Source organism: Pseudarthrobacter phenanthrenivorans (genome assembly GCF_036455295.1).
In the GTDB taxonomy this organism is placed as follows: domain Bacteria; phylum Actinomycetota; class Actinomycetes; order Actinomycetales; family Micrococcaceae; genus Arthrobacter; species Arthrobacter phenanthrenivorans_C.
Genome location: NZ_JAYXNX010000012.1, coordinates 16084 through 36842, shown reverse-complemented (window position 1 = coordinate 36842; position 20759 = coordinate 16084). Strand labels below are relative to the sequence as shown.

General features: G+C 63.9%; 20 protein-coding genes and 2 tRNA genes. 17 read left to right on the top strand and 5 right to left on the bottom strand.

Annotation, left to right across the window (positions count from 1 at the left end; all coding sequences use genetic code 11):
• Positions 1-32 precede the first annotated feature (32 nt).
• From dnaN to VXJ37_RS15440, 11 genes are all read left to right on the top strand, one after another.
• A complete protein-coding gene (gene dnaN, locus VXJ37_RS15490) occupies positions 33-1157 on the top strand; it encodes a DNA polymerase III subunit beta (RefSeq protein WP_141944811.1) in 1125 nt (374 codons plus the stop codon).
• A 117-nt stretch (positions 1158-1274) separates the two neighbouring features.
• Positions 1275-2159 (top strand): phosphogluconate dehydrogenase (NAD(+)-dependent, decarboxylating), encoded by an 885-nt coding sequence (gene gnd / locus VXJ37_RS15485; protein WP_331323920.1) that lies wholly within the window; start codon positions 1275-1277, stop codon positions 2157-2159.
• A 45-nt stretch (positions 2160-2204) separates the two neighbouring features.
• Complete coding sequence (recF, locus tag VXJ37_RS15480) at positions 2205-3410, top strand: DNA replication/repair protein RecF (RefSeq protein ID WP_331323919.1); 1206 nt, start codon at positions 2205-2207, stop codon at positions 3408-3410.
• Positions 3400-3954 carry a DUF721 domain-containing protein gene (locus tag VXJ37_RS15475; protein ID WP_141944805.1) on the top strand — a complete coding sequence of 185 codons (555 nt, stop codon included), beginning with the start codon at positions 3400-3402 and terminating at the stop codon, positions 3952-3954. The genes recF and VXJ37_RS15475 overlap by 11 nt, the downstream gene beginning before the upstream one ends.
• A 378-nt stretch (positions 3955-4332) precedes the next feature.
• Positions 4333-6420, top strand: a complete 2088-nt coding sequence (gene gyrB, locus VXJ37_RS15470) for a DNA topoisomerase (ATP-hydrolyzing) subunit B (RefSeq protein ID WP_331323918.1) — start codon at positions 4333-4335, stop codon at positions 6418-6420.
• A 55-nt stretch (positions 6421-6475) separates the two neighbouring features.
• Positions 6476-9154 (top strand): DNA gyrase subunit A, encoded by a 2679-nt coding sequence (gene gyrA, locus VXJ37_RS15465; protein WP_331323916.1) that lies wholly within the window; start codon positions 6476-6478, stop codon positions 9152-9154.
• Entirely contained in the window at positions 9147-9797 is a 651-nt protein-coding gene (locus VXJ37_RS15460; RefSeq protein ID WP_331323915.1) for a DUF3566 domain-containing protein, read from the top strand. The genes gyrA and VXJ37_RS15460 overlap by 8 nt, the downstream gene beginning before the upstream one ends.
• A gap of 97 nt (positions 9798-9894) precedes the next feature.
• Positions 9895-9968, top strand: a tRNA-Ile gene (locus VXJ37_RS15455).
• 38 nt (positions 9969-10006) lie between these two features.
• Complete coding sequence (locus VXJ37_RS15450; RefSeq protein ID WP_440589823.1) at positions 10007-10156, top strand: DLW-39 family protein; 150 nt, start codon at positions 10007-10009, stop codon at positions 10154-10156.
• 71 nt (positions 10157-10227) lie between these two features.
• Positions 10228-10303: transfer RNA gene (locus tag VXJ37_RS15445), tRNA-Ala, on the top strand.
• An 85-nt stretch (positions 10304-10388) separates the two neighbouring features.
• On the top strand, positions 10389-11327 hold the full coding sequence (locus VXJ37_RS15440) for a DMT family transporter (protein WP_331323913.1): 939 nt from the start codon (positions 10389-10391) through the stop codon (positions 11325-11327).
• A gap of 42 nt (positions 11328-11369) precedes the next feature.
• On the opposite strand, the gene VXJ37_RS15435 is transcribed toward VXJ37_RS15440, so the two are convergent.
• Positions 11370-12215 carry a glycosyltransferase gene (locus VXJ37_RS15435; RefSeq protein WP_307305042.1) on the bottom strand — a complete coding sequence of 282 codons (846 nt, stop codon included), beginning with the start codon at positions 12213-12215 and terminating at the stop codon, positions 11370-11372.
• Between the two features lie 135 nt (positions 12216-12350).
• The gene (locus VXJ37_RS15430) at positions 12351-13280 is read right to left on the bottom strand and encodes a hypothetical protein (RefSeq protein ID WP_331323912.1); all 930 of its coding nucleotides are present in this window, start codon (positions 13278-13280) and stop codon (positions 12351-12353) included.
• Positions 13281-13435: 155 nt separating this feature from the next.
• Here VXJ37_RS15430 and VXJ37_RS15425 point away from each other — a divergent pair, with 155 nt between their 5' ends.
• From VXJ37_RS15425 to VXJ37_RS15415, 3 genes are all read left to right on the top strand, one after another.
• The gene (locus tag VXJ37_RS15425; RefSeq protein ID WP_331323911.1) at positions 13436-13981 is read left to right on the top strand and encodes a peptidylprolyl isomerase; all 546 of its coding nucleotides are present in this window, start codon (positions 13436-13438) and stop codon (positions 13979-13981) included.
• A 9-nt stretch (positions 13982-13990) separates the two neighbouring features.
• Positions 13991-14869 (top strand): rhomboid family intramembrane serine protease, encoded by an 879-nt coding sequence (locus VXJ37_RS15420; protein ID WP_331323910.1) that lies wholly within the window; start codon positions 13991-13993, stop codon positions 14867-14869.
• Between the two features lie 545 nt (positions 14870-15414).
• A complete protein-coding gene (locus tag VXJ37_RS15415; protein WP_331323909.1) occupies positions 15415-15882 on the top strand; it encodes a carboxymuconolactone decarboxylase family protein in 468 nt (155 codons plus the stop codon).
• Between the two features lie 219 nt (positions 15883-16101).
• Here VXJ37_RS15415 and VXJ37_RS15410 read toward each other — a convergent pair whose 3' ends face one another.
• Positions 16102-16686, bottom strand: coding sequence for a DNA-3-methyladenine glycosylase I (locus tag VXJ37_RS15410; RefSeq protein ID WP_440589822.1), 585 nt, complete (start codon positions 16684-16686; stop codon positions 16102-16104).
• A gap of 53 nt (positions 16687-16739) precedes the next feature.
• On the bottom strand, positions 16740-16991 hold the full coding sequence (locus tag VXJ37_RS15405; protein ID WP_331323908.1) for a cell division protein CrgA: 252 nt from the start codon (positions 16989-16991) through the stop codon (positions 16740-16742).
• Positions 16992-17164: 173 nt separating this feature from the next.
• Between VXJ37_RS15405 and VXJ37_RS15400 the strand changes: the two genes are divergently transcribed.
• Genes VXJ37_RS15400 through VXJ37_RS15390 form a run of 3 tightly spaced genes read left to right on the top strand, consistent with a single transcriptional unit; the run spans position 17165 to position 18767 of the window.
• Positions 17165-17956 carry a class E sortase gene (locus VXJ37_RS15400; RefSeq protein ID WP_331323907.1) on the top strand — a complete coding sequence of 264 codons (792 nt, stop codon included), beginning with the start codon at positions 17165-17167 and terminating at the stop codon, positions 17954-17956.
• A gap of 2 nt (positions 17957-17958) precedes the next feature.
• Positions 17959-18129, top strand: a complete 171-nt coding sequence (locus tag VXJ37_RS15395) for a hypothetical protein (RefSeq protein WP_331323906.1) — start codon at positions 17959-17961, stop codon at positions 18127-18129.
• The gene (locus VXJ37_RS15390; protein WP_331323905.1) at positions 18126-18767 is read left to right on the top strand and encodes an aminodeoxychorismate/anthranilate synthase component II; all 642 of its coding nucleotides are present in this window, start codon (positions 18126-18128) and stop codon (positions 18765-18767) included. Before VXJ37_RS15395 ends, VXJ37_RS15390 begins: the two co-directional genes overlap by 4 nt.
• Positions 18768-18794: 27 nt before the next feature.
• Here the strand turns inward: VXJ37_RS15390 and pknB are convergent, their stop codons facing one another.
• Positions 18795-20753 (bottom strand): Stk1 family PASTA domain-containing Ser/Thr kinase, encoded by a 1959-nt coding sequence (pknB, locus tag VXJ37_RS15385; protein WP_331323904.1) that lies wholly within the window; start codon positions 20751-20753, stop codon positions 18795-18797.
• Between the last annotated feature and the right edge of the window lie 6 nt (positions 20754-20759).

Below are 20759 nucleotides of genomic sequence, written 5' to 3'. Positions count from 1 at the left end.
ATGGCAGCAGCAATGAAAGGCGGCACCCTTCCGTGAAGTTCAGAGTTGATCGGGACGTCCTGGCAGAAGCCGTCACCTGGACAGCCCGGTCCTTGTCTCCGCGGCCGCCGGTACCCGTTCTCTCCGGCCTTCTCCTGAAAGCCGAAGCTGGAACCGTGAGCCTCTCCAGCTTTGACTACGAGACCTCGGCACGGCTTGAGATCACTGCCGACATCAGGGACGAGGGAACTATCCTGGTCTCGGGCCGCTTGCTTGCCGATATCTGCCGCAGCCTGCCTTCCGCCCCGGTGGACGTTGAAACCGATGGCAACAAGGTCACCCTCACCTGCCGCCGAAGCAGCTTCCACCTGGCCACCATGCCGGAAGCTGAATATCCTCCTTTGCCGGCCCTGCCGGCCATCAGCGGAACCGTCCCGGGAGACGCTTTCGCCCAGGCCGTATCCCAGGTCATCATCGCCGCCAGCAAGGACGACACCTTGCCCATCCTCACTGGCGTACGCATGGAGATCGAGGACGACCTCATCACGCTCCTGGCTACGGACCGCTACCGGCTTGCCATGCGCGAAGTACCGTGGAAGCCGGTCACCCCGGGCATCTCCACCAGTGCCCTGGTCAAGGCCAAGACCCTCAATGAGGTAGCGAAAACCCTGGGCAACAGCGGGGACATCAACCTGGCCTTGTCGGATGATGACAGCCGGCTCATTGGTTTCGAAAGCGGGGGCCGCACCACCACCTCCCTGCTGGTGGACGGCGATTACCCCAAGATCCGCTCGCTGTTCCCCGAATCAACGCCCATCCATGCCACGGTCCAGACCCAGGAGCTGGTCGAGGCCGTGCGCCGTGTTTCATTGGTGGCCGAACGCAACACCCCGGTCCGCCTCGCCTTCACTGCCGGCCTGCTGAACCTGGACGCGGGCACCGGTGAAGACGCCCAGGCATCCGAGGAGCTGGAGGCGCAGCTTTCAGGTGATGACATCACAGTCGCATTCAACCCGCATTACCTCATTGAGGGACTGAGTGTCATTGAGACCAAATTTGTCCGGTTCTCCTTCACCACGGCACCAAAGCCCGCCATGATCACCGCGCAGGCAGACGCCGATGGCGAGGACCAGGACGACTACCGCTACCTGGTCATGCCTGTCCGCCTTCCCAACTAGTCCCCGCCGCCTCCCTTGCCTCGCAAGCTCGGCCAGGGAACCCGGGCGGCGTGGGCCCACCCATCGGCTCCCGCCGCCAACCCCGTTCCTCCCACTAGCGCAGAAAAGAGTTCCACCATGCACATTGGACTGATCGGCCTCGGCAAAATGGGATTCAACATGCGTGAGCGGCTGCGCAAGGGAGGCCTGGAAGTCACCGGGTACGACCGCAATCCTGACGTCACCGACGCCGCCACAGTCGATGACCTCATCGCCGCCGTCCCCGCGCCGAGGATCATCTGGGTGATGGTTCCCTCGGGACCCATCACGGACGCCGTGATCATTGACCTGAGCGAAAAGTTGCAGCCAGGAGACCTTGTCATCGACGGCGGCAACTCTCGCTTCACGGAAGACCAGAAACATGGCGAACTGCTCGCCGCCAAGGGCATCCGTTTCGCTGACTGCGGCGTGTCCGGTGGAGTCTGGGGGCTGCAGAACGGTTACGGACTGATGGCCGGTGGCGATGCCGCAGATATCGAGCGGGCACTGCCCGTCTTTGATGCGCTGCGGCCGGAAGGCGAAAGGGCGGACAGTTTTGTCCATGTTGGCGGCATTGGGGCCGGCCATTACGCCAAGATGGTGCACAACGGAATCGAATACGGCCTGATGCAGGCGTACGCCGAGGGTTACGAACTGCTCGCCGCAAAGGACATTGTCACCGACCTGCCGGGTACGTTCCGGGCTTGGCAGAAGGGGACGGTGGTCCGTTCCTGGCTGCTGGACCTCATGGTCAAGGCGCTGGACGAGGATCCCGGCCTGGCTTCGATCGATGACTATGTGGAGGACTCCGGCGAGGGCCGGTGGACCGTGGAAGAGGCGATTGCCAACGCCGTGCCCGCACCGGCCATCACCGCTGCACTCTTCGCCCGCTTTGCATCGAGGGAAGACACGTCGCCTGCCATGAAAATGGTTTCCGCACTGCGCCACCAGTTCGGTGGCCACGCAACCCGCCCTTCCAAGTAGCACCCACAGGGAACCGGCAGCGTTCCCGGAATTGCCGAAAACCGCGTGTATCTGGAACACCTTTCACTGACCGACTTCCGCAGTTACGCCCAGGTCGACCTCACCCTGGGACCCGGAGTCACCGTTTTGGTTGGTTCCAACGGCATCGGCAAAACCAACCTGATGGAAGCCATTGGTTACCTGGCCACTTTGAGCTCACACAGGGTGAGTTCCGATGCTCCGCTGCTGAGGTTCGGAACTGAGCGGGCTTTGGTCCGCGCCAGGCTGGTCCGCGGCAGCCAAACCACGGTACTTGAACTGGAAATCAACGCCGGCCGCGCAAACCGTGGACGTATAAACCGCAGCAACCCCGTCCGTGCCCGGGACCTGCTCGGCATCTGCCAGACGGTCCTGTTCGCTCCGGAGGACCTGGCCCTGGTCAAGGGAGACCCGTCCAACCGGCGCCGTTTCCTGGATGAGCTGTTGGCCAGCCTTATCCCGCGCCATGCAGCCACCCGCAGCGACTACGACCGCGTCCTGAAACAGCGCAACGCCCTGCTCAAATCAGCACGCGCGGGCCGGTTTACGGCCGCACATGAGTCCACCCTCGACGTGTGGGACCAGCACATGGCCCGGGCCGGGGCGGAACTGCTGCATGCCCGGTTGGAACTGGTGGAACGGCTTCGCCCCCATCTGGCCCGCGCCTACGCTGAGCTCACGGATGCGTCCAAACCCGCTGACGCCACTTACCGTTCAACGCTTCAGAACCAGATGGACGAAGACGGCGTCCCGGCCGGGAGCGTGCAGGGCAGCCCCGGCGGAGGTTCTTCGGGGGAACAGGATGACCTGCGCGGTCTTTCGGTGGACCAACTCACCGAGCTGTACGTGCAGGCATTCGCCGAGTCCCGCAGGAAGGAATTGGAACGGGGAATTTCCCTCGTTGGACCGCATCGCGATGAACTGGAACTGATGCTCGGGCAGGCACCCGCCAAGGGATACGCTTCACACGGCGAGACCTGGTCCATGTGCCTGTCGCTCCGGTTGGCCTCCTACTACGTCATGCTGGACGACGCCCGGACCGGAGGCTCGGCTCCCATCCTCATCCTTGACGATGTGTTCGCCGAACTGGACGTGCAACGGCGGCGTAAACTGGCCGCAATAGTCTCCGGCGCGGAACAGGTCCTGGTGACCGCCGCCGTCGACGCCGATATCCCGGAAGAACTTTCCGGGCGGCGGGTGAAGGTCATCCCGGGAGGTATTGATGAGCAGTGACCAGGGCGGCGGCCCCCGGCCGGGCCGCGAGCCTGACAACATCGATGCCCCGCAGGCGGCGCTGAACCGGATGCGGGAAGCCGCGGCTGCCCGCGGCGAAGTCCGCCGGAAAGTGGCGCGGCCCGGTTCAGCAAAGTCCAAAGGCAGCATCCGGGACACCCGCGGCTTCAGCCAGTTCCATGCCACGGGCCGGGATCCGCTGGGCCTTGGGAAGGTTGTGGGCCGGCTCGTGGCGGAGCGGGGCTGGACCTCGCCGGTGGCCGTGGGTTCAGTGATGGCGGAGTGGGCCACCTTGGTGGGGCCGGAAATCTCGGCCCATTGCACGCCCGAGAGCTTCACCGACACCACCCTGCACGTGCGGTGCGATTCCACGGCATGGGCCACCCAGCTGAGGCTTTTGAGCAGCAGCCTGCTGGAGAAGTTCCGCCGTGAGCTGGGTGACGGCGTGGTGACCAGCATCCAGGTTCTGGGCCCTTCGGCACCCAGCTGGCGCAAGGGTGGGCGCAGTGTCAACGGACGCGGCCCCCGGGATACGTACGGATAGCCGGGACACCAACCCTTGAAACTGCGTCCAAGGCCGTGTAGGGCCCTGTAAGGACCGAAGGGTGTATAGGCACCCGGAGGCGGTACCGCTGGGCCGCCCTAGGCCGGGCGGAGCGCCTCGCACGGCCTAATTCGCTGGCAGCGAAGGCCCTGGAATGCGGGGATATGTGCCTGTTCGCGGTAGAATAGCAGAAGATAACTGGGCGCGGATGAAACGTTGACTTCAGTCCGTTCTCCGCGCACTTACCGTGTGCGGAGCATGGATCACTACCGTCAGCAAGTCACCGGCGCCATAAGTTTGTGCCTTTTGGCGGGTGGCTTTTCCCTGGGGAAGAGAAACCGGCCGGCCGTCATCGAGAACAGAGGAGTCGCAGCGCCTGTGGCTAACGACAATACAGATATTCTGGCAGCAGATACAGCAGTCGAGGATGGCCGCGCCCCTGATACCCCGCCTGCGGCGGCCACACCGCGGGAATACGGCGCCAGCGACATCACAGTCCTCGAAGGCCTTGAGGCTGTGCGCAAGCGCCCCGGAATGTACATCGGCTCCACCGGCCCCCGCGGCCTCCACCACCTGGTCTACGAAGTGGTGGACAACTCCGTGGATGAGGCGTTGGCCGGCTACTGCAGCCATATCGAAGTAGTCCTGCAGGCCGACGGCGGCGTCAAAGTCACCGATGACGGCCGTGGCATTCCCGTGGACATGCATCCCACTGAACACAAGCCCACCGTCGAGGTGGTCATGACCATCCTGCACGCGGGCGGCAAGTTCGGCGGCGGCGGATATGCCGTGTCCGGTGGCCTCCACGGTGTGGGCATCTCGGTGGTTAACGCCCTGTCCAGCCGCGTGGACACTGAGGTGCGGCGCCAGGGGCACGTATGGCGGATGTCGTTCGCCGATGGCGGCAAGCCCCAGGGCAGCCTGGTCAAGGGCGAAGAGACGGATGCCACCGGCACCAGCCAGACCTTTTACCCGGATCCTGCGATCTTCGAAACCACCGAATTCGACTTCGAGACGCTGCGCGCCCGCTTCCAGCAGATGGCCTTCCTCAACAAGGGCCTGCGCATCACGTTGACGGACGAGCGCGATGCCGCATCGGGTGAAGCTGACGGCGACCTGGACCTCGATGACCTCAGCACCGAGGGTGAGGTCAGCGCCGAGCACCGCACGGTGGTGTACCAGTACGACGAAGGCCTGTTGGACTACGTCAAGCACCTGAACTCGGGCAAGAAGGTGGAGGTGGTCCACGAGGACGTCATCGCCTTCGAAACCGAGGACAAGGAACGCCGCATTGCCCTGGAAATGGCCATGCAATGGACCAATGCCTACTCCGAGAGCGTGCACACCTACGCCAACACCATCAACACCCACGAGGGCGGCACCCACGAAGAGGGTTTCCGCGCCGCCATGACGTCCCTCATCAACCGGTATGCCCGGGAGAAGGGCATCATCAAGGAGAAGGACGACAACCTCACGGGCGATGACATCCGCGAGGGCCTCACCGCCGTCATCTCCGTCAAACTGGCCGAACCCCAGTTCGAGGGCCAGACCAAGACCAAGCTGGGCAACTCCGAGGTCAAGGGCTTCGTCCAGCGCGTCGTCACCGACGGACTCGGCGACTGGCTGGAGCGCAACCCCGGGCCCGCCCGCGACGTGATCCGCAAGGCCATCTCCGCTGCGCAGGCCAGGATGGCTGCGCGGAAGGCCCGGGACAACGCCCGGCGCAAGAGCCCGCTGGAATCCTTTGGCATGCCCGGCAAGCTTTCCGACTGCTCCTCCAAGGACCCGGAAAAGTGCGAGGTCTACATCGTGGAGGGCGACTCGGCCGGCGGTTCGGCCAAGCGCGGCCGTAACCCCGAAACCCAGGCCATCCTGCCCCTCCGCGGCAAGATCCTGAACGTGGAGCGTGCCCGGCTGGACAAGGCCCTGGGCAACGCCGAGGTCCAGTCCATGATCACCGCCTTCGGCACGGGCATCGGCGAGGACTTCGACCTTGCCAAGCTGAGGTACCACAAGATCGTGCTGATGGCCGACGCCGACGTGGATGGCCAGCACATCACCACCCTGCTGATGACGTTGCTGTTCCGCTACATGCGGCCGCTGATCGAGAACGGCTACGTGTACCTGGCCCAGCCCCCGCTGTACCGCATCAAGTGGTCCAACGCGCCGCACGACTACGTCTACAGCGACCGCGAACGCGACGCCAAGCTCGTTGCAGGCCAGGCGGCCGGACGCCGTATTCCCAAGGACAACGGTATCCAGCGCTACAAGGGCCTCGGCGAGATGGACTACACCGAACTGTGGGACACCACCATGGACCCGGACCACCGCACCCTGTTGCAGGTGACCATGGACGACGCCCTTGCCGCCGACCAGATCTTCTCCGTCCTCATGGGCGAAGACGTGGAGTCGCGCCGCAACTTCATCCAGCAGAACGCCAAGGACGTCAGGTTCCTGGATATCTAAGGATCCGCTCCAAAATATTCGGAACCAGACATATACCTGAAACGGAAAATAAAGAATGAGCGACGAAACACCCGAGATTCCCGGCCCTGAGGCTGGAGAACCGGACACCGTTCTTGAAGGCGATGTGCTGATCGACCGCGTTGAGCAGGTTGACCTGCAGACGGAAATGCAGCGTTCCTACCTGGACTACGCCATGGCCGTCATCGTGGGCCGCGCCCTCCCGGACGTCCGCGATGGGCTCAAGCCCGTGCACCGGCGCGTCCTGTACGCGATGTTCGACGGCGGCTACCGTCCCGAGCGTTCCTTCAACAAGTGCGCCCGCGTGGTGGGCGAGGTCATGGGCCAGTACCACCCTCACGGTGACACCGCCATCTACGATGCCCTGGTGCGCCTTATCCAGGACTGGACCATGCGCTACCCGCTGGCGCTGGGACAGGGCAACTTCGGTTCCCCGGGTAACGACGGCGCCGCCGCGCCCCGGTACACCGAAACCAAGATGGCTCCGCTGGCCATGGAGATGGTCCGGGACATCGACGAGGAAACGGTCGATTTCCAGGACAACTACGACGGCAAGAACCAGGAACCCACCATCCTGCCGGCCAGGTTCCCCAACCTCCTGGTAAACGGTTCCTCCGGCATCGCCGTGGGCATGGCCACCAACATCCCGCCCCACAACCTCCGGGAAGTGGCCGACGGTGTCCAGTGGTACCTGGCCAACCCGGGTGCCACCCGGGAGGAACTCCTTGAGGAACTGCTGGTACGGGTAAAGGGTCCGGATTTCCCCACCGGCGCCACGATCCTCGGCCACAAGGGCATCGAGGACGCGTACCGGACGGGACGCGGTTCGGTCACCATGCGTGCCGTGGTCGCCGTGGAAGAACTGCAGGGCCGCACCTGCCTGGTGGTCACCGAACTTCCGTACCAGGCCAACCCGGACAACCTGGCCATCAAGATCGCTGAATTGGTCAAGGACGGCAAGATCCAGGGCATTGCCGACCTTCGCGACGAAACATCCGGCCGCACCGGCCAGCGCCTGGTGATCGTGCTGAAGCGCGACGCGGTGCCCAAGGTGGTGCTGAACAACCTCTACAAGCACACCGAACTGCAGAGCAACTTCTCCGCCAACATGCTGGCGATCGTGGACGGCGTGCCCCGCACCCTGAGCCTCGATGCTTTCATCCGCCACTGGGTGACGCACCAAATGGATGTCATCGCCCGCCGTACCCGGTACCGCCTGCGGAAGGCAGAGGAAGAAGCGCACATCCTCCGCGCCCTGCTGAAGGCGCTGGACATGCTGGACGAGGTTATCGCCCTCATCCGCGCGTCCAGCACCACCGAGGCCGCCCGGGACGGGCTGATGGAGCTGCTGGATATCGACGAACTGCAGGCCCGGGCAATCCTGGACATGCAGCTGCGCCGCCTGGCCGCCTTGGAGCGCCAGCGGATCCAGGAAAAGCACGCGGAACTGGAAGCGCTGATCACCGAATACAGGGAAATCCTGGCCTCCGAGCAGCGCCAGCGCGAGATCATTAGCGCTGAGCTGGGCGAGATCGTGGACAAGCACGGCGATGACCGGCGCACCAGGATCCTCATGGGCTACGACGGGGACATGTCCATGGAGGACCTGATTCCCGAAGAGGAGATGGTGGTCACCATCACCCGGGGTGGCTATGTCAAGCGCACGCGGAGCGATAACTACCGGTCCCAGCAGCGCGGTGGCAAGGGCATCAAGGGTGCCCAGCTGCGCGGCGATGACGTGGTGGAGCATTTCTTCGTCACCACCACCCACCACTGGCTCCTGTTCTTCACCAACCTGGGCCGCGTGTACCGCGCCAAGGCATACGAATTGATGGAAGCCGGGCGGGATGCCAAGGGCCAGCACGTGGCCAACCTGCTTGCGTTCCAGCCTGATGAACATATCGCCCAGGTGCTGGACCTGAAGGATTACCAGCAGGCGCCGTACCTGGTGCTGGCCACCAAGAGGGGGCTGGTGAAGAAGACCAGGCTTGAGGACTACGACACCAACAGGTCCGCGGGTGTGATCGCCATTAACCTGCGTGACGGCGATGAACTGGTCTCCGCCCAGCTCGTTTCGGAAACCGACGACCTCTTCCTGGTGTCCCGCAAGGGCCAGTCGATCCGGTTCACGGCAACCGACGACGCCCTGCGCCCCATGGGACGGGCAACATCCGGCGTCACCGGCATGAAGTTCCGGGAAGACGACGAATTGCTCGCCGCAGACGTCGTTACGGACGGTTCGTTCGTGTTCATCGTCACCGAGGGCGGCTATGCCAAGCGCACGGCGGTGGAGGAATACCGGCTCCAGGGCCGTGGCGGCCTGGGCATCAAGGTGGGCAAGTACCAGGAGGAACGCGGCCATTTGGTGGGCGCGCTCATCGTCCAGGAAGAAGATGAAGTCCTGGTGGTCATGGAGGGCGGCAAGGTTGTCCGGTCCTCCGTTGCCGGTGTTCCTGCAAAGGGACGTGACACCATGGGCGTCATCTTTGCCAAGCCGGACAAGAATGACCGCATCATCGAGGTGGCACGCAACAGCGAACGCGGTCTCGAGGACGAGGAATCCGCCGGCGATGACGTAACGTTGGCTGAAGATGGCGGGACCGCTGGGGAATCCGCCGCGCCAGCAATGGCAGAAGAAACACCGGCCGTTGAGTCAGAGGACGCCTCGGGCGACGCTGAGCCGAACGAAGACAACACGGAGGTAACGAGTGAGTAATTCCGACTCATTTCCCAAGCCGAACAGCACTGTTCCCGACGGGAACCGGCCCTCAGCGGCGCCCCGCGTGAACGCACCTGTCCGTCCGCAGCAGCGCCCGTCAACCCCCGCCGCGGCGCCGGGCCAGCGGCCTGCTGTCCCGTCCCAGCGGCCACAGCAGGGCGATCGACCCGTGCAGCCCGGCCAGCGGCCTTTCCAGGGCCAGCAGGGGCAGCGACCTGCGCCCGGATCTTCCAGCCAGGGCACCCCCGGCCTGGTCAAGCCGGCACCCAAGGCAAAGGTTCGCCGGGCGCGGTTGCTGATCAGCAAGGTGGACCCCTGGTCGGTCCTGAAGATGGCATTCCTGCTCTCGGTGGCACTGGGCATCGTCACCGTGGTGGCAGCCATCGTCCTCTGGACCGTGCTTGACCTGACCGGCATCTTTGACCAGGTGGACAGCCTGCTCGGCACGCTCGCCGGTTCTGAAAGCGGAGGTTTCGAGCTGAAGAAGGTTGCCTCGCTGGGACAGGTGGCATCATTCGCCACCATCATCGCAGTGGTCAACGTGGTCCTGCTGACCGCGCTGTCCATGCTTTCCGCTGTGCTCTACAACATCTCTGCCACCCTGGTGGGCGGCATCGGCGTGACCCTCACTGACGATTAGGAAGCCATTTCCGCCGGCTCCATGCCGGCGGAAAGGCCCGATTTGAGATCGGGCCGGGGTGTGCTGTAAAGTCATGTCTCGGCCCGATGAGGGATCGGGGCGTATAGCTCAGGCGGTTAGAGCGCTTCGCTGATAACGAAGAGGTCCCAGGTTCAAGTCCTGGTACGCCCACGGAACCTGTGCAGGTTTCAAATGGAGGTTGGGTCCGGATGCGTCCGGTACACGGCCGGAACGGGGAGCACGTGAAGAAGTTGCTTGTATTGGCAGCGGCAGTCGCGGGTTTCCTGGTCTACCGCAAAGCACAGGAATCCGAAGCCCGGAAAACGGTCTGGAGCAAGTCAACCGATACGGTGGATTAGCCCGGATGCCCGCGCCGGGGGCGGTCAGAAGCCCCCAGGTTCTAGGGTATGATGGACGGGTTGCTTCTTATGGGGGCATGGCGCAATTGGTAGCGCACCTGCTTTGCAAGCAGGGGGTTCGGGGTTCGAGTCCCCGTGCCTCCACCATAAGAAAGTCCCGGTCAGCGTAAAACGCTGACCGGGACTTTTCGCTTTCCATCGCCAGACGAAAACCAGCATCAAGGGGGCTGCAGTGAACTTCTTCTTCGCGGCCCTGGGCGTCCTGGGCGTGGCCTCATCAGGGCCCCTCATCGCAGCCACCCTGGGCGCAACCAGCGTCAGCGCCCTTGCCATCGCTTTCTGGCGCAATGCCATTGCCGCCGCTGTCATGGCTACCCCCACCCTGGTCCGCGAACCGCGGCAGTTCGGCAGGATAACCGGCAGGGAATTCCGCTGGTCGTCGCTGGCCGCCGTCGCCCTTGCCCTGCACTTTGCCTGCTTCATCACCTCACTCCAGCTCACCTCGGTAGCCGCTGCTACCGCCCTGGTGTGCCTGCAGTCAGCCTGGATCGCCGTGTTCCAGCTGTTCCGCGGCACCCGCCACCGGTGGCAGGTACTGGCCGGGCTGGGAATTGCCTTCGGCGGAGTGGTGGCGATTACGGGCTTTGACTTGGGGACCTCACCCCGGGCCCTCACCGGTGATCTGCTGGCGATGGCCGGAGGGGCGCTTGCAGGCCTGTACACCCTGGCCGGAGGCAAAGCCCGGCAGAGCATGACCACCGGAACCTACACGACGCTTTGTTATGGGATGTGCGCCGCCCTTGTGGCCGTGCTGGCCCTCTGCGCCGGCCAACCCCTGTCCGGGTTCGAACCGGCGGGGTGGCTCGGCATCGCAGCCATCACCGTCTGCGCCCAACTGGTGGGCCATACCGCCTTCAACCACCTGCTTGCCACCATGAGCCCGCTGATCGTCTCGATGATCATCCTCCTTGAAATCCCGGGAGCAGCGCTGCTGGCGGCGCTCTTCCTGCACGAGACCTTGCCGGCAGGCACTTATGCGGGACTCGGCCTCATTCTGGCGGGGCTCGCCGTCGTCGTCCTGGGTCAAAGAACCGGCAGGAGCGCAAGGCGCGCAAGTGCGCCCCGGGAGGAACCGCCGTCGGAACGCCTCGCGGAACTGGGGACCGACTGAGGCCTGCTGAACGACCCTGTGCCCTACTGAAGGGCCCGAGGGCTACTGACCGCCGCGGCGCACCGGCTGGGCGGTGTTGACGGTGTGAATGGCCCTGAGGAGCTTGGCAGGGAAGTACACCGAGAAGAAGACGACCATGGGGGCCTTGAGCGCCATTTTCTTGACGTTGTGCGCCTTGTAGGTCCGGTCGAAGCGGGTGACGTAGTAGCGGTAGTCCCGCGGGGAATCCTCCAGGCGCCGTGCGGACATCCCGGACACCATCTGTGGCCAGTAGCGTACGGGGAGCTCATGGTCGGCCAGGTGCAGGGACAAATCGATGTCCTCGTGCATCTCGTCCTTTTCGTCCCGGCAGGTCTCCGGGCGGATGGTCTCCCAGGCGGTGGCACGCAGGGCCATGTTCGAGCCAAACAGGAAATGGTACTGGTGCTTGGCGAGCTTCAGCATGAGCTGGCGCATTTTGTCATCCGCCTTGAGCCCGAAGCGGCGCATAGGCATGTCGTAGTAGACCACGGGGCCGGTGGCAGCCTGGACGGAGGGGTCCGCGAAAGCCTTCTGCACCTGCTCCACCCAGTCGGGTTCGACAATGGAGTCCGCATCGATGCGCCCCAGGATGTCCCCGGTGGCGCTGTCCAGGCCAAAGTTCCGGGTGGGAATCAGCCCCTGCTCACGGTCCTGGCTCAGCAGGATAATGGGACTCTCCGGATACTCGAGCTGCATCTGGCGGACGATCTCAGCAGTCCGGTCCTTGGAAAGATTGTCCACAACGATGATCTCGTGCGCAGGAACACTCTGGTAGATGGCGGCAATCAGGCACTGCCTGATAACGCTCTCCTCGTTGTACGCCGGGATGACGATGGACACGCGGAGCTGTACGGCTGCGTCATTCACGAAAATCCCCAGAGGATCGGTTGGCTGGCATCACTTCAAATCTAGCATCCGGGCGTTTCCTGCCCGCGGCCGAACACAGGCACACAAAAGGGGCCCCGTCGTGAAACGGAGCCCCTTTTGTATGCGGTGGGAAGACTAGGCCTGGCTGCTGCCGTTGTCGTCCTTGGTGGCGGGCTTGGCGTCGTCGGCCACGTGCTTGGCCTTCTCGGCGGCGTCCGCGGACTTGTCGTTTACGCTCTCCGCTGCGTCGCCGGCTTTGTCTGCTGCGGCAGCCGCAGCAGAACCCGTTGCAGCTGCAGCTTTGTCGGCGGCCTCTGCGGCGGTGTCTTTGACATCGCTCACCGTGGTGGCAGGAACGGGGGCCGGTGTCGGCGTCACCGGGGAAGGAGTCTTCCAGGGGTCCTCCACCGGCTTGGATGCCTTCCATGCTGCAACACCGGCGGCAACGGCAGCTGCCACGACGCCGAACACCAGCCAGCCGCGCTTCTTTTTGGGCTGCGGCTGCGCCAGCTGGACATCAACTGCACGGCTGGCGCCGGCGGCTGCTGCCTTCAGCTGGGTTCCGGTTGCCTGGGCCTGTTCCTGGAGGGCGTGGATGAGTCCCACATCCCCCAGTTTCTGCGCCACCGCGTCCACGCGGGACGGGGTGTTTTCCAGTGTGCGGTGAACTGCGTCCGACGCGACGCCGATCTGGTCCGAGAGCCTGGGCAGGTATTCCACCACTACGCGGTCGCGGGCATTCAGGACAACGGGCGTTGCCTTGTCCAGGGCTTCGTGCAGCTTGGGCGAAGCCCCCTCGACGACGTCGTTGATCTTGGGTGCCAGCTGTGCCAGCCCGTCCTGGATCCGTGGAGTTACGGTGGCAACACCGTCGGCCAGGTTGTGCGCGGCCGATTTCAGGCCTTCCTGGATCTTGGGAGATGCAGTGTCCAGGCTCTGCTGGAGGCGGGGAACGGCCCAGTCCACAGCGGCTTCCACCCGCGGCGCCGCCCAATCCTTCGCGTTCACCACGGCACTGGTCACCGACTGCTCAAGGTCCCGGGCAATACGATCCGATTTCTTCACAACTACCTCCCGATTAATGTGACGGTTCTGTCGCTAGCCTACGTGCCCAGATCTTCGCGGGCTATTCACTCTGCGGATTTTAGGGGGATTTCACCCAGCGCGGAACTGCCTCCGGAGCCGTATTCGGCCCGGACCGGCATGGGAGAATGGGGCCTATGACTGCCATCGCAACCGCAAAAGCAACCATCCACACCAGCCTCGGCGACATCAAGGTCAACCTCTTCGGCAACCACGCGCCCAAGACGGTCAAGAACTTCATTGGCCTCGCCACTGGCGACCAGGCGTGGACCCACCCGGAAACGGGCGAGGACAAGACCGGCACGCCGCTCTACAACGGAACAATCTTCCACCGGATCATCAAGGACTTCATGATCCAGGCCGGCGATCCCCTGGGCCGTGGAACCGGTGGCCCCGGCTACCGCTTCGACGATGAGATCCACCCGGAACTGAGCTTCAACCAGCCCTACAAGCTGGCCATGGCCAACGCCGGCATCCAAATGGGCAAGGGCACCAACGGTTCCCAGTTCTTCATCACCACCATTCCCACTGACTGGCTCCAGGGCAAGCACACCATCTTCGGTGAAGTGGCTGACGAGGAATCCAAGAAGGTAGTCGACGCCATCGAGGGCGTCCGCACCGGCATGGGCGACCGCCCCGTTGAGGACGTCACCATCAACAGCATCGACATCGAACAGCTGTAACGCTCCACCATGAGTTACGGAATTCCGTCGGCCGAGCCGTCCGCCCAGGTCCCGGTTTGCCCGCGGCACCCGGACCGGCCGTCCTATGTGCGTTGCCAGCGCTGCGGGCGGCCGGCATGCCCCGACTGCCAGCGGGCGGCCGCCGTCGGATTCCAATGCGTTGACTGCGTCAACGAAACAAGACGCACGACGCCGGAGGTGCGGACCGTCTACGGCGGTGCCGTGGCCACCGGCAGACCACTGGTTACGTTCGCAATCATTGCGGTCTGTGCGGTACTCCAGGTCCTGCAGTTCATCATTCCCAATGAGGGCGTCTACCAGACCCTGGCCTTCGCCAACATCTACGCAGAACCCAAGTACGGCGAGTTCGAACCGTGGCGGATGCTCACCTCGGCATTCCTGCACTCCCCGGACAACCTGCTCCACATTCTGCTCAACATGTACACGCTGTGGATCTTCGGCCAGGCCCTCGAACCGATCCTGGGCCGCGTGCGGTTCCTGGCGCTGTTCCTTATCTCCGCCCTGGGCGGGTCCGTGGGATACCTCCTGCTGACTCCGCTCTATGTTCCCGGCCAGCAACTCTTCGGGGTCGTGGGGGCGTCCGGGGCGATCTTCGGCCTCTTCGGCGCCATGCTGCTGGTGCAGCGGCAGCGCGGTGGGGACACCCGCCAGTTGTGGGTGCTGATCGCCATTAACGGGGTCATCGGCTTCCTGGTCCCACAGATCGCCTGGCAGGCGCACCTGGGTGGACTGGTTACCGGCGGCCTGTGTGCGGCCGTCATCGCCTACGCGCCGCGTGGCCCCCGGCAGCCGCTCATCCAGGCGCTCGGCCTGGCCGCCGTCCTCGCACTGCTCATTGCCGTGAGCTGGCTCAGGGTGACGCTTTAAACCCCCTCCCCTCTTTGTGAAAGTCAGCTGCCCCTTGCACCTTCGGGTGTGGGGGCGGCTGGCTTTTCCACACCCCTTATCCACAGTGTGCGTAACTTACACAGTTGTAGTTCCCGGGATTATGCCTGGTACGCAGGCGCTGGTGACGGTCCCGGACAGGTGTCAACGGCATTTCTCCACACCTGTGGATAACTATTGGGGATATCGATGTGTGTAAGTGGATAAGCAGCGCATCCGGGCCACCGTTGTGGACAAGCAGGCCCGCGCCGGCCTGCGGCAACATAAAATCATGGCTTACTACGGGGTTATCGACAGAGTTTTGCACACTGTTAATAAGTGACAGGGGTGTAGTTCCCCGGCGCGTTAATCCCACGGCAGTAGGGCTGGGTCGGCTTTTCCGGAAGGATTTCCACGGAGTTTCCCACAGTTGTGGATAACTTGTGGGTATTGCCTTGTTGGTAAGTGGATAAGAGCCGCGCCCGGGCGTGGCCTCGTCCTGCCTATGATGGTTGCCTGCCAAGCCGTTCTACCGACAAAGGACACCAGTGGGCGTTACCGAGCACCTGTACCTGGACAAACAGCATCCGGCCCTGTGGAAGTCGATCAGCGGGTTGGGACTCAAGGTGCAGGAAGCTGCCGAAGAAGCCGGGTTGGGGCGGGGGTTGCTGGAACTGCTCAACGTGAGGATCTCCCAGATCAACGGCTGCGCTTACTGCCTGGACCTCCACGTGCGGCGGGCCGGTGAAGCGGGGGAAAGTGCCCAGCGGTTGGCGGTACTGCCCGCATGGCGTGAGACAACACTGTTCACGGACAAAGAGCGGGCTGCTTTGGCATTGGTGGAAAGCATTACCGAATTGCCCGACCAGCGCGAACGTGAGCATGCAGAAGTCTTCGCGCGGGAGTGCCTTTCGGCGGAAGAGTTCTCGGCCGTGAGCTGGGTGGCCGTGACCATGAATGCGTTCAACCGGGTGTCCATCACCAGCCACCACCCCGTCAGGCGGGACCGGCCGTAGGCTGCGGAACCCGGCGCGCTTCTGCATGCGTGCCCCCCGTTATCCACAGGTGTTCCACACTGTTAATAACGGCATGTGCGGGGTGGGTTTAGCTTCCCGAAGCTGCGACATAGGGGCGGGCAGAGGATTCGCGTGGCAGAACCCTTGGTTTTCCACACTGTGGATAACTTTCCCAACAGCTGGGGATAACCGCGAGGTAGCGGGCCGGCGGTCCGTGTTCTAGCCGGGCCAAATCCCTGACGAGCCGCGGCGGTGGCTGCCCAGGAGGTGGGTGTCCACCATCCCAACGGCCTCCATGAGGGCGAACATGGTGGTGGGCCCAACGAAGGAGAATCCGCGCTTCCGCAGGGCCTTGGAGAGAGCAATGGACTCCGGTGACTGGGCAGGGATGTCCGTGACCGCCAGGGGTCGGGGGGTGCAGGCCGGGCGGAAACTCCATACGAAGTCCACCAGGCCGCCGTCCTGGCGGAGCTCCAGGGTGGCCTGCGCGTTCTTTACCGTTGCAAGGATTTTTAAACGGTTCCTGATAATGCCGGGGTCCTGCATCAACCGTTCCACGTCGGTGGTGTCGAACAAGGCGACGATGTCCGGATCGAAGCCGGCAAAGGCTGCACGGAACGCGGGACGCTTGCGCAGGATGGTGGCCCAGGAGAGGCCTGCCTGGAAGCCCTCCAGGCAAATCCGCTCGTAGAGGCCCTGCTCATCCGTGACGGGCAGCCCCCATTCCTGGTCGTAATACATGCGCATCAGGGGATCCGTGGCTGCCCAGGCGGGCCGGGCAAGGCCGTCCTCGCCGATGATCACGCCGGTTGCATCGGGAGCCAGTGCAGTCCTCCTCGGAACGGTTCCGGGGCGTGCTAGGAACGCCAGCGGGTGGTCATCAGGAACCCAACGATGGCAATGCCGAAGCCTGCCACGATGTTCCACGACTGCCAGGCCTGGACGGGAAAGCGGCCTTCGCTGATGTAAAACGTAATGATCCAAAACAGGCCGATAATCATGAGGCCGAACATGACCGGCTTGAACCACACCGGGTTGGGCTTGTAGGCCTGCTGGGAAGCCGGTTGGGCGGTGCGGGCAGTCTTCTTGCGAGGCCTTGACTCGGGCACTGGCTCTCCTTGGCGGGCTGGGCAAGCTCGGCGTCCGCGGCTTGGTATCCTGCAAGAAGGAAATTGCCAGCGGTCTGCGCGATCTTGGTCAAATCTGGATTCTTACTAGCAGCCAATTCTAGCCGCAGTTGATGGGCAACCAGTGCCCAGGGTGAACGCCCGGAGGAGAACGCGTGGTATTGCAGGAGAAGGCGGGGGCCGCCACCGCGCCCGCACCCCGTCGTGCCCTGCTGCGCGGCACGGTACTGGTGCTGGGCGAGCTGTTGATTACCGCAGGCGTTATCCTCTTGCTCTTCGTAGCCTGGCAGTTGTGGTGGACCAATGTGGAATCAGATGCCAAGCAGAGCCAGGTCATCAAGCAATTTGCCCAGGATTTGGGCACCCCGGCCGCGGCTCCTACGGCAACAGCCCAGCCCGGTTCGCCTGCCCCTGAAGATTTCGGCAAGCCTGTCGTGGGAACCGCTCCCGGCCACGCGGGAACCATCGGCATCATGTACATCCCCCGGTTCGGTGCCACCTATACGCGCCCCATCGTGCAGGGAACCAGCCAGGACGTGTTGGACACCCTGGGAATCGGCCACTACAGCAATACGGCTATGCCGGGGGCCGTTGGCAACTTTGCCGTTGCAGGACACCGCCAAACCCACGGAGCGGTGCTGGACAACATCCACACCCTGGTGCCCGGTGACAAGATCTACGTCCAGACGAAGGACGGTTACTACATCTACGTCTTCCGGAACAACCAGATCGTCATGCCCTCCCGCACCGACGTCCTGGATCCGGTGCCCACCCAGCCCGGCGTCGCGCCCACCGAAAGCTACCTGACCATGACCAGCTGCAACCCCCGTTTCGGTGCGGAAGAACGTATCATCGCCTACGCCCTGCTGGACAGCTGGCGCCCTGCAGCGGCGGGACCGCCGGCTGAGATCGCTGCACAGGTTGCGGCAGCCACCGGAAGGAGCTGACAGTGTACGCCTGGATATTCCGCCACCTCCCCGGGCCGCTCTGGGTCAGGATCTTCATCTCGCTGGTACTGGTGTTTGTTGCCCTGGTACTGATGGTCCAGTTCCTTTTCCCTTGGATGTCCCATTTCACCCAATTCACCGACTCGACGATTGGTTCCACAGACCAGCCATGACCGCAACCAAGATCCTTGTAGTGGATAACTACGACAGCTTTGTCTACACCCTGGTGGGCTATCTCCAGGAACTCGGGGCCGAGACCACCGTGGTCCGCAATGACGACGTCACGCTGGCAGAGGCAATTGAGCTTGCCAGCACCCGGGACGGCGTCCTTATCTCTCCCGGCCCGGGCAACCCTGCTGAGGCGGGGGTCTGCATCGAGCTGATCAAGTGGTGTGGTGAGAACAGCGTTCCCATGTTCGGCGTATGCCTCGGCCACCAGGCACTGGCGGAGGCCTTCGGTGGCAAGGTAACCCACGCCCCTGAGCTCATGCACGGCAAGACTTCCCAGGTGGAGCACATCGGCACCAGTGTTTTCGCCGGGCTCCCTTCCCCCGTCACCGCTACCCGCTACCACTCGCTCGCGGCCGTCCGGGAATCCATCCCCGATGTCCTGGAGGTCACGGCGCAAACGGCTTCGGGTGTCGTCATGGGTCTGCAGCACAGGACTGCGCCGCTGTGCGGAGTGCAGTTCCATCCCGAATCGGTCCTCACCGAGGGCGGATACCAAATGCTCGGGAACTGGCTGGAGTCGCTGGGAATGAAGGGCGCAGCCGCCAGGGCAGCGAAGCTCAGCCCGCTGATCCAGCACTAGCCGGGACCAGCCCGGGCAAAAGGGCTGTCAGCCCTTCTTGGTGGGCTTCGGCGTCGGGCTGGATGACGGCGTCGGGGTGTCCGTAGGGGACGGTGTCGGTGCCGGTGCCGGTGCCTTGGCCACAACGATGGTGATCGTCTTTCCCTGGTCAACCGCCGTATTGGCGGGGTCGCTTTGGTCCGTGACCTTCCCCGGCTCCACCTGCGAGTTCTCCGCCTCCACCACCGATGGGACCAGGCCCAGCTGCTTCAGGGCAGCCTCGGCCTCGTCGCGGCCGAGGCCTCGCAGTTCCGGAACCACGACTTTTCCGGTGGAAACAATGAGCTCCACGCTGGTGCCAACGCCAACGCTTTGACCCGGGGCCGGGTTGGAAGTGATCACTATTCCGGCCGGTACCGTGGCACTGTTGGCCGTGGTGGTGGACGGTGATCCCACCAGGCCCACCTGGCGCAGGATGTCCCGGGCAGCCGCCTCCGTCTTCCCGGGGAGGGCATCCGGAACCTTCACTGAGCTGGGTCCCTGGGAAACGTTGAGGATAACTTCAGCACCCGGATCCAGGGACGCCCCGGCCGCAGGGTCCGTCCCGATGGCGGTTCCCTTCGGCACGGTGTCGTTTGACGACCGCGCGATCTTCGGGCGGAGGCCCGCGTTATACAGTTCCTGCAGCGCCGCGGTTTCCGTCATGGCAGCCACCGACGGGATCTGGATCTTGGGCGCCGCCGGTACAGGACGGTTGACCGTCTGGTAGAGCCACAAGCCACCGCCCGCGAGGATCAGCAGGGTGAAGATCACCAAGGTGGCAATCCAGGCACGACGCCGTGACTTCTGATGGGTTGTCCGCTCACGTTCCTGGGGGAAGCCGAGCGGGAGCTCATCGTCAGCTCCGTGCCCGTCTGCCAGCTCCAGCGGAGCCGCCGGGACGCCGTCGTCATGGAAAAGGCTGGTGGCAGCGAGGCGGCCTGTGGGCGCCTCATCGGCGAAAGCAGCCCCCGCTGCCCCGAAAGCCTCGGTGGGCGGCGCGGCCTCGGGGACATGGTCGTTGGGATCGGTGGGTGCCTCGGAAGCCGGGACGGGCGGTACGGCCACGCCGGCCTTGGCGGCGCGCAGGGCCCGCCGGAAGGCTGCGGCATCCTGGAACCTGTCGTCCCGGTTTTTCTGCAGGGCCTTGGCCAGCACGGTGTCCAGCGCAGGTGTCACCTGTGGATTCAGGCTGCTGGCCGGTTCGGCAATTTCCCGGACGTGCTGGTAGGCCACGGATACAGGGCTGTCCCCAACGAACGGTGGCCGCGAAGTCAGCATTTCGTAGAGCAGGCATGCAGCCGAATACAGGTCGCTGCGGGCGTCCACGGTTTCGCCCCGGGCCTGTTCCGGTGAAAGGTACTGCGCCGTTCCCACCACTGCCTGCGTCTGGGTCATGGTGGCGGAGGAATCGGCGATGGCGCGGGCGATGCCGAAGTCCATGACCTTCACAGAATGGGTGCCTTGGCAGTACATCACGTTGGCAGGCTTGATGTCCCGGTGCACAATCCCTGCCTTGTGGCTGTACTCAAGGGCTCCGAGCACGCCCAGGCAGTAGTCAATGGCCTGGTCGATGGTGACGTCATTGGCACGGATCAGATCGCGCAGTGTCTTGCCTTCAACGTATTCCATCACGATGTAGGGCACCCGCACGTCCTCGCCGGTGCCCTCATGGACCAGATGCTCGCCGGTATCGAAGATGGCCACGATGGACGGGTGGTTCAGGGCTGCCACCGCCTGGGCTTCACGCTTGAACCGGGCCTGGAACTGTGGGTCCCGGGCCATGTCCGGCCGCAGCAGCTTGATGGCAACTGTCCTGCCAAGGCGGGTATCGGTCCCCTTGTAGACGTCCGCCATGCCGCCGCGGCCAATAAGGTCGCCCAGCTCGTAGCGGCCGCTCAGGACACGCCGGTTGTCCACCGGAAGGCTGTCCTCCCGGTGCAACGGAGTGCGTGGTGACTCATTCACTGGTGA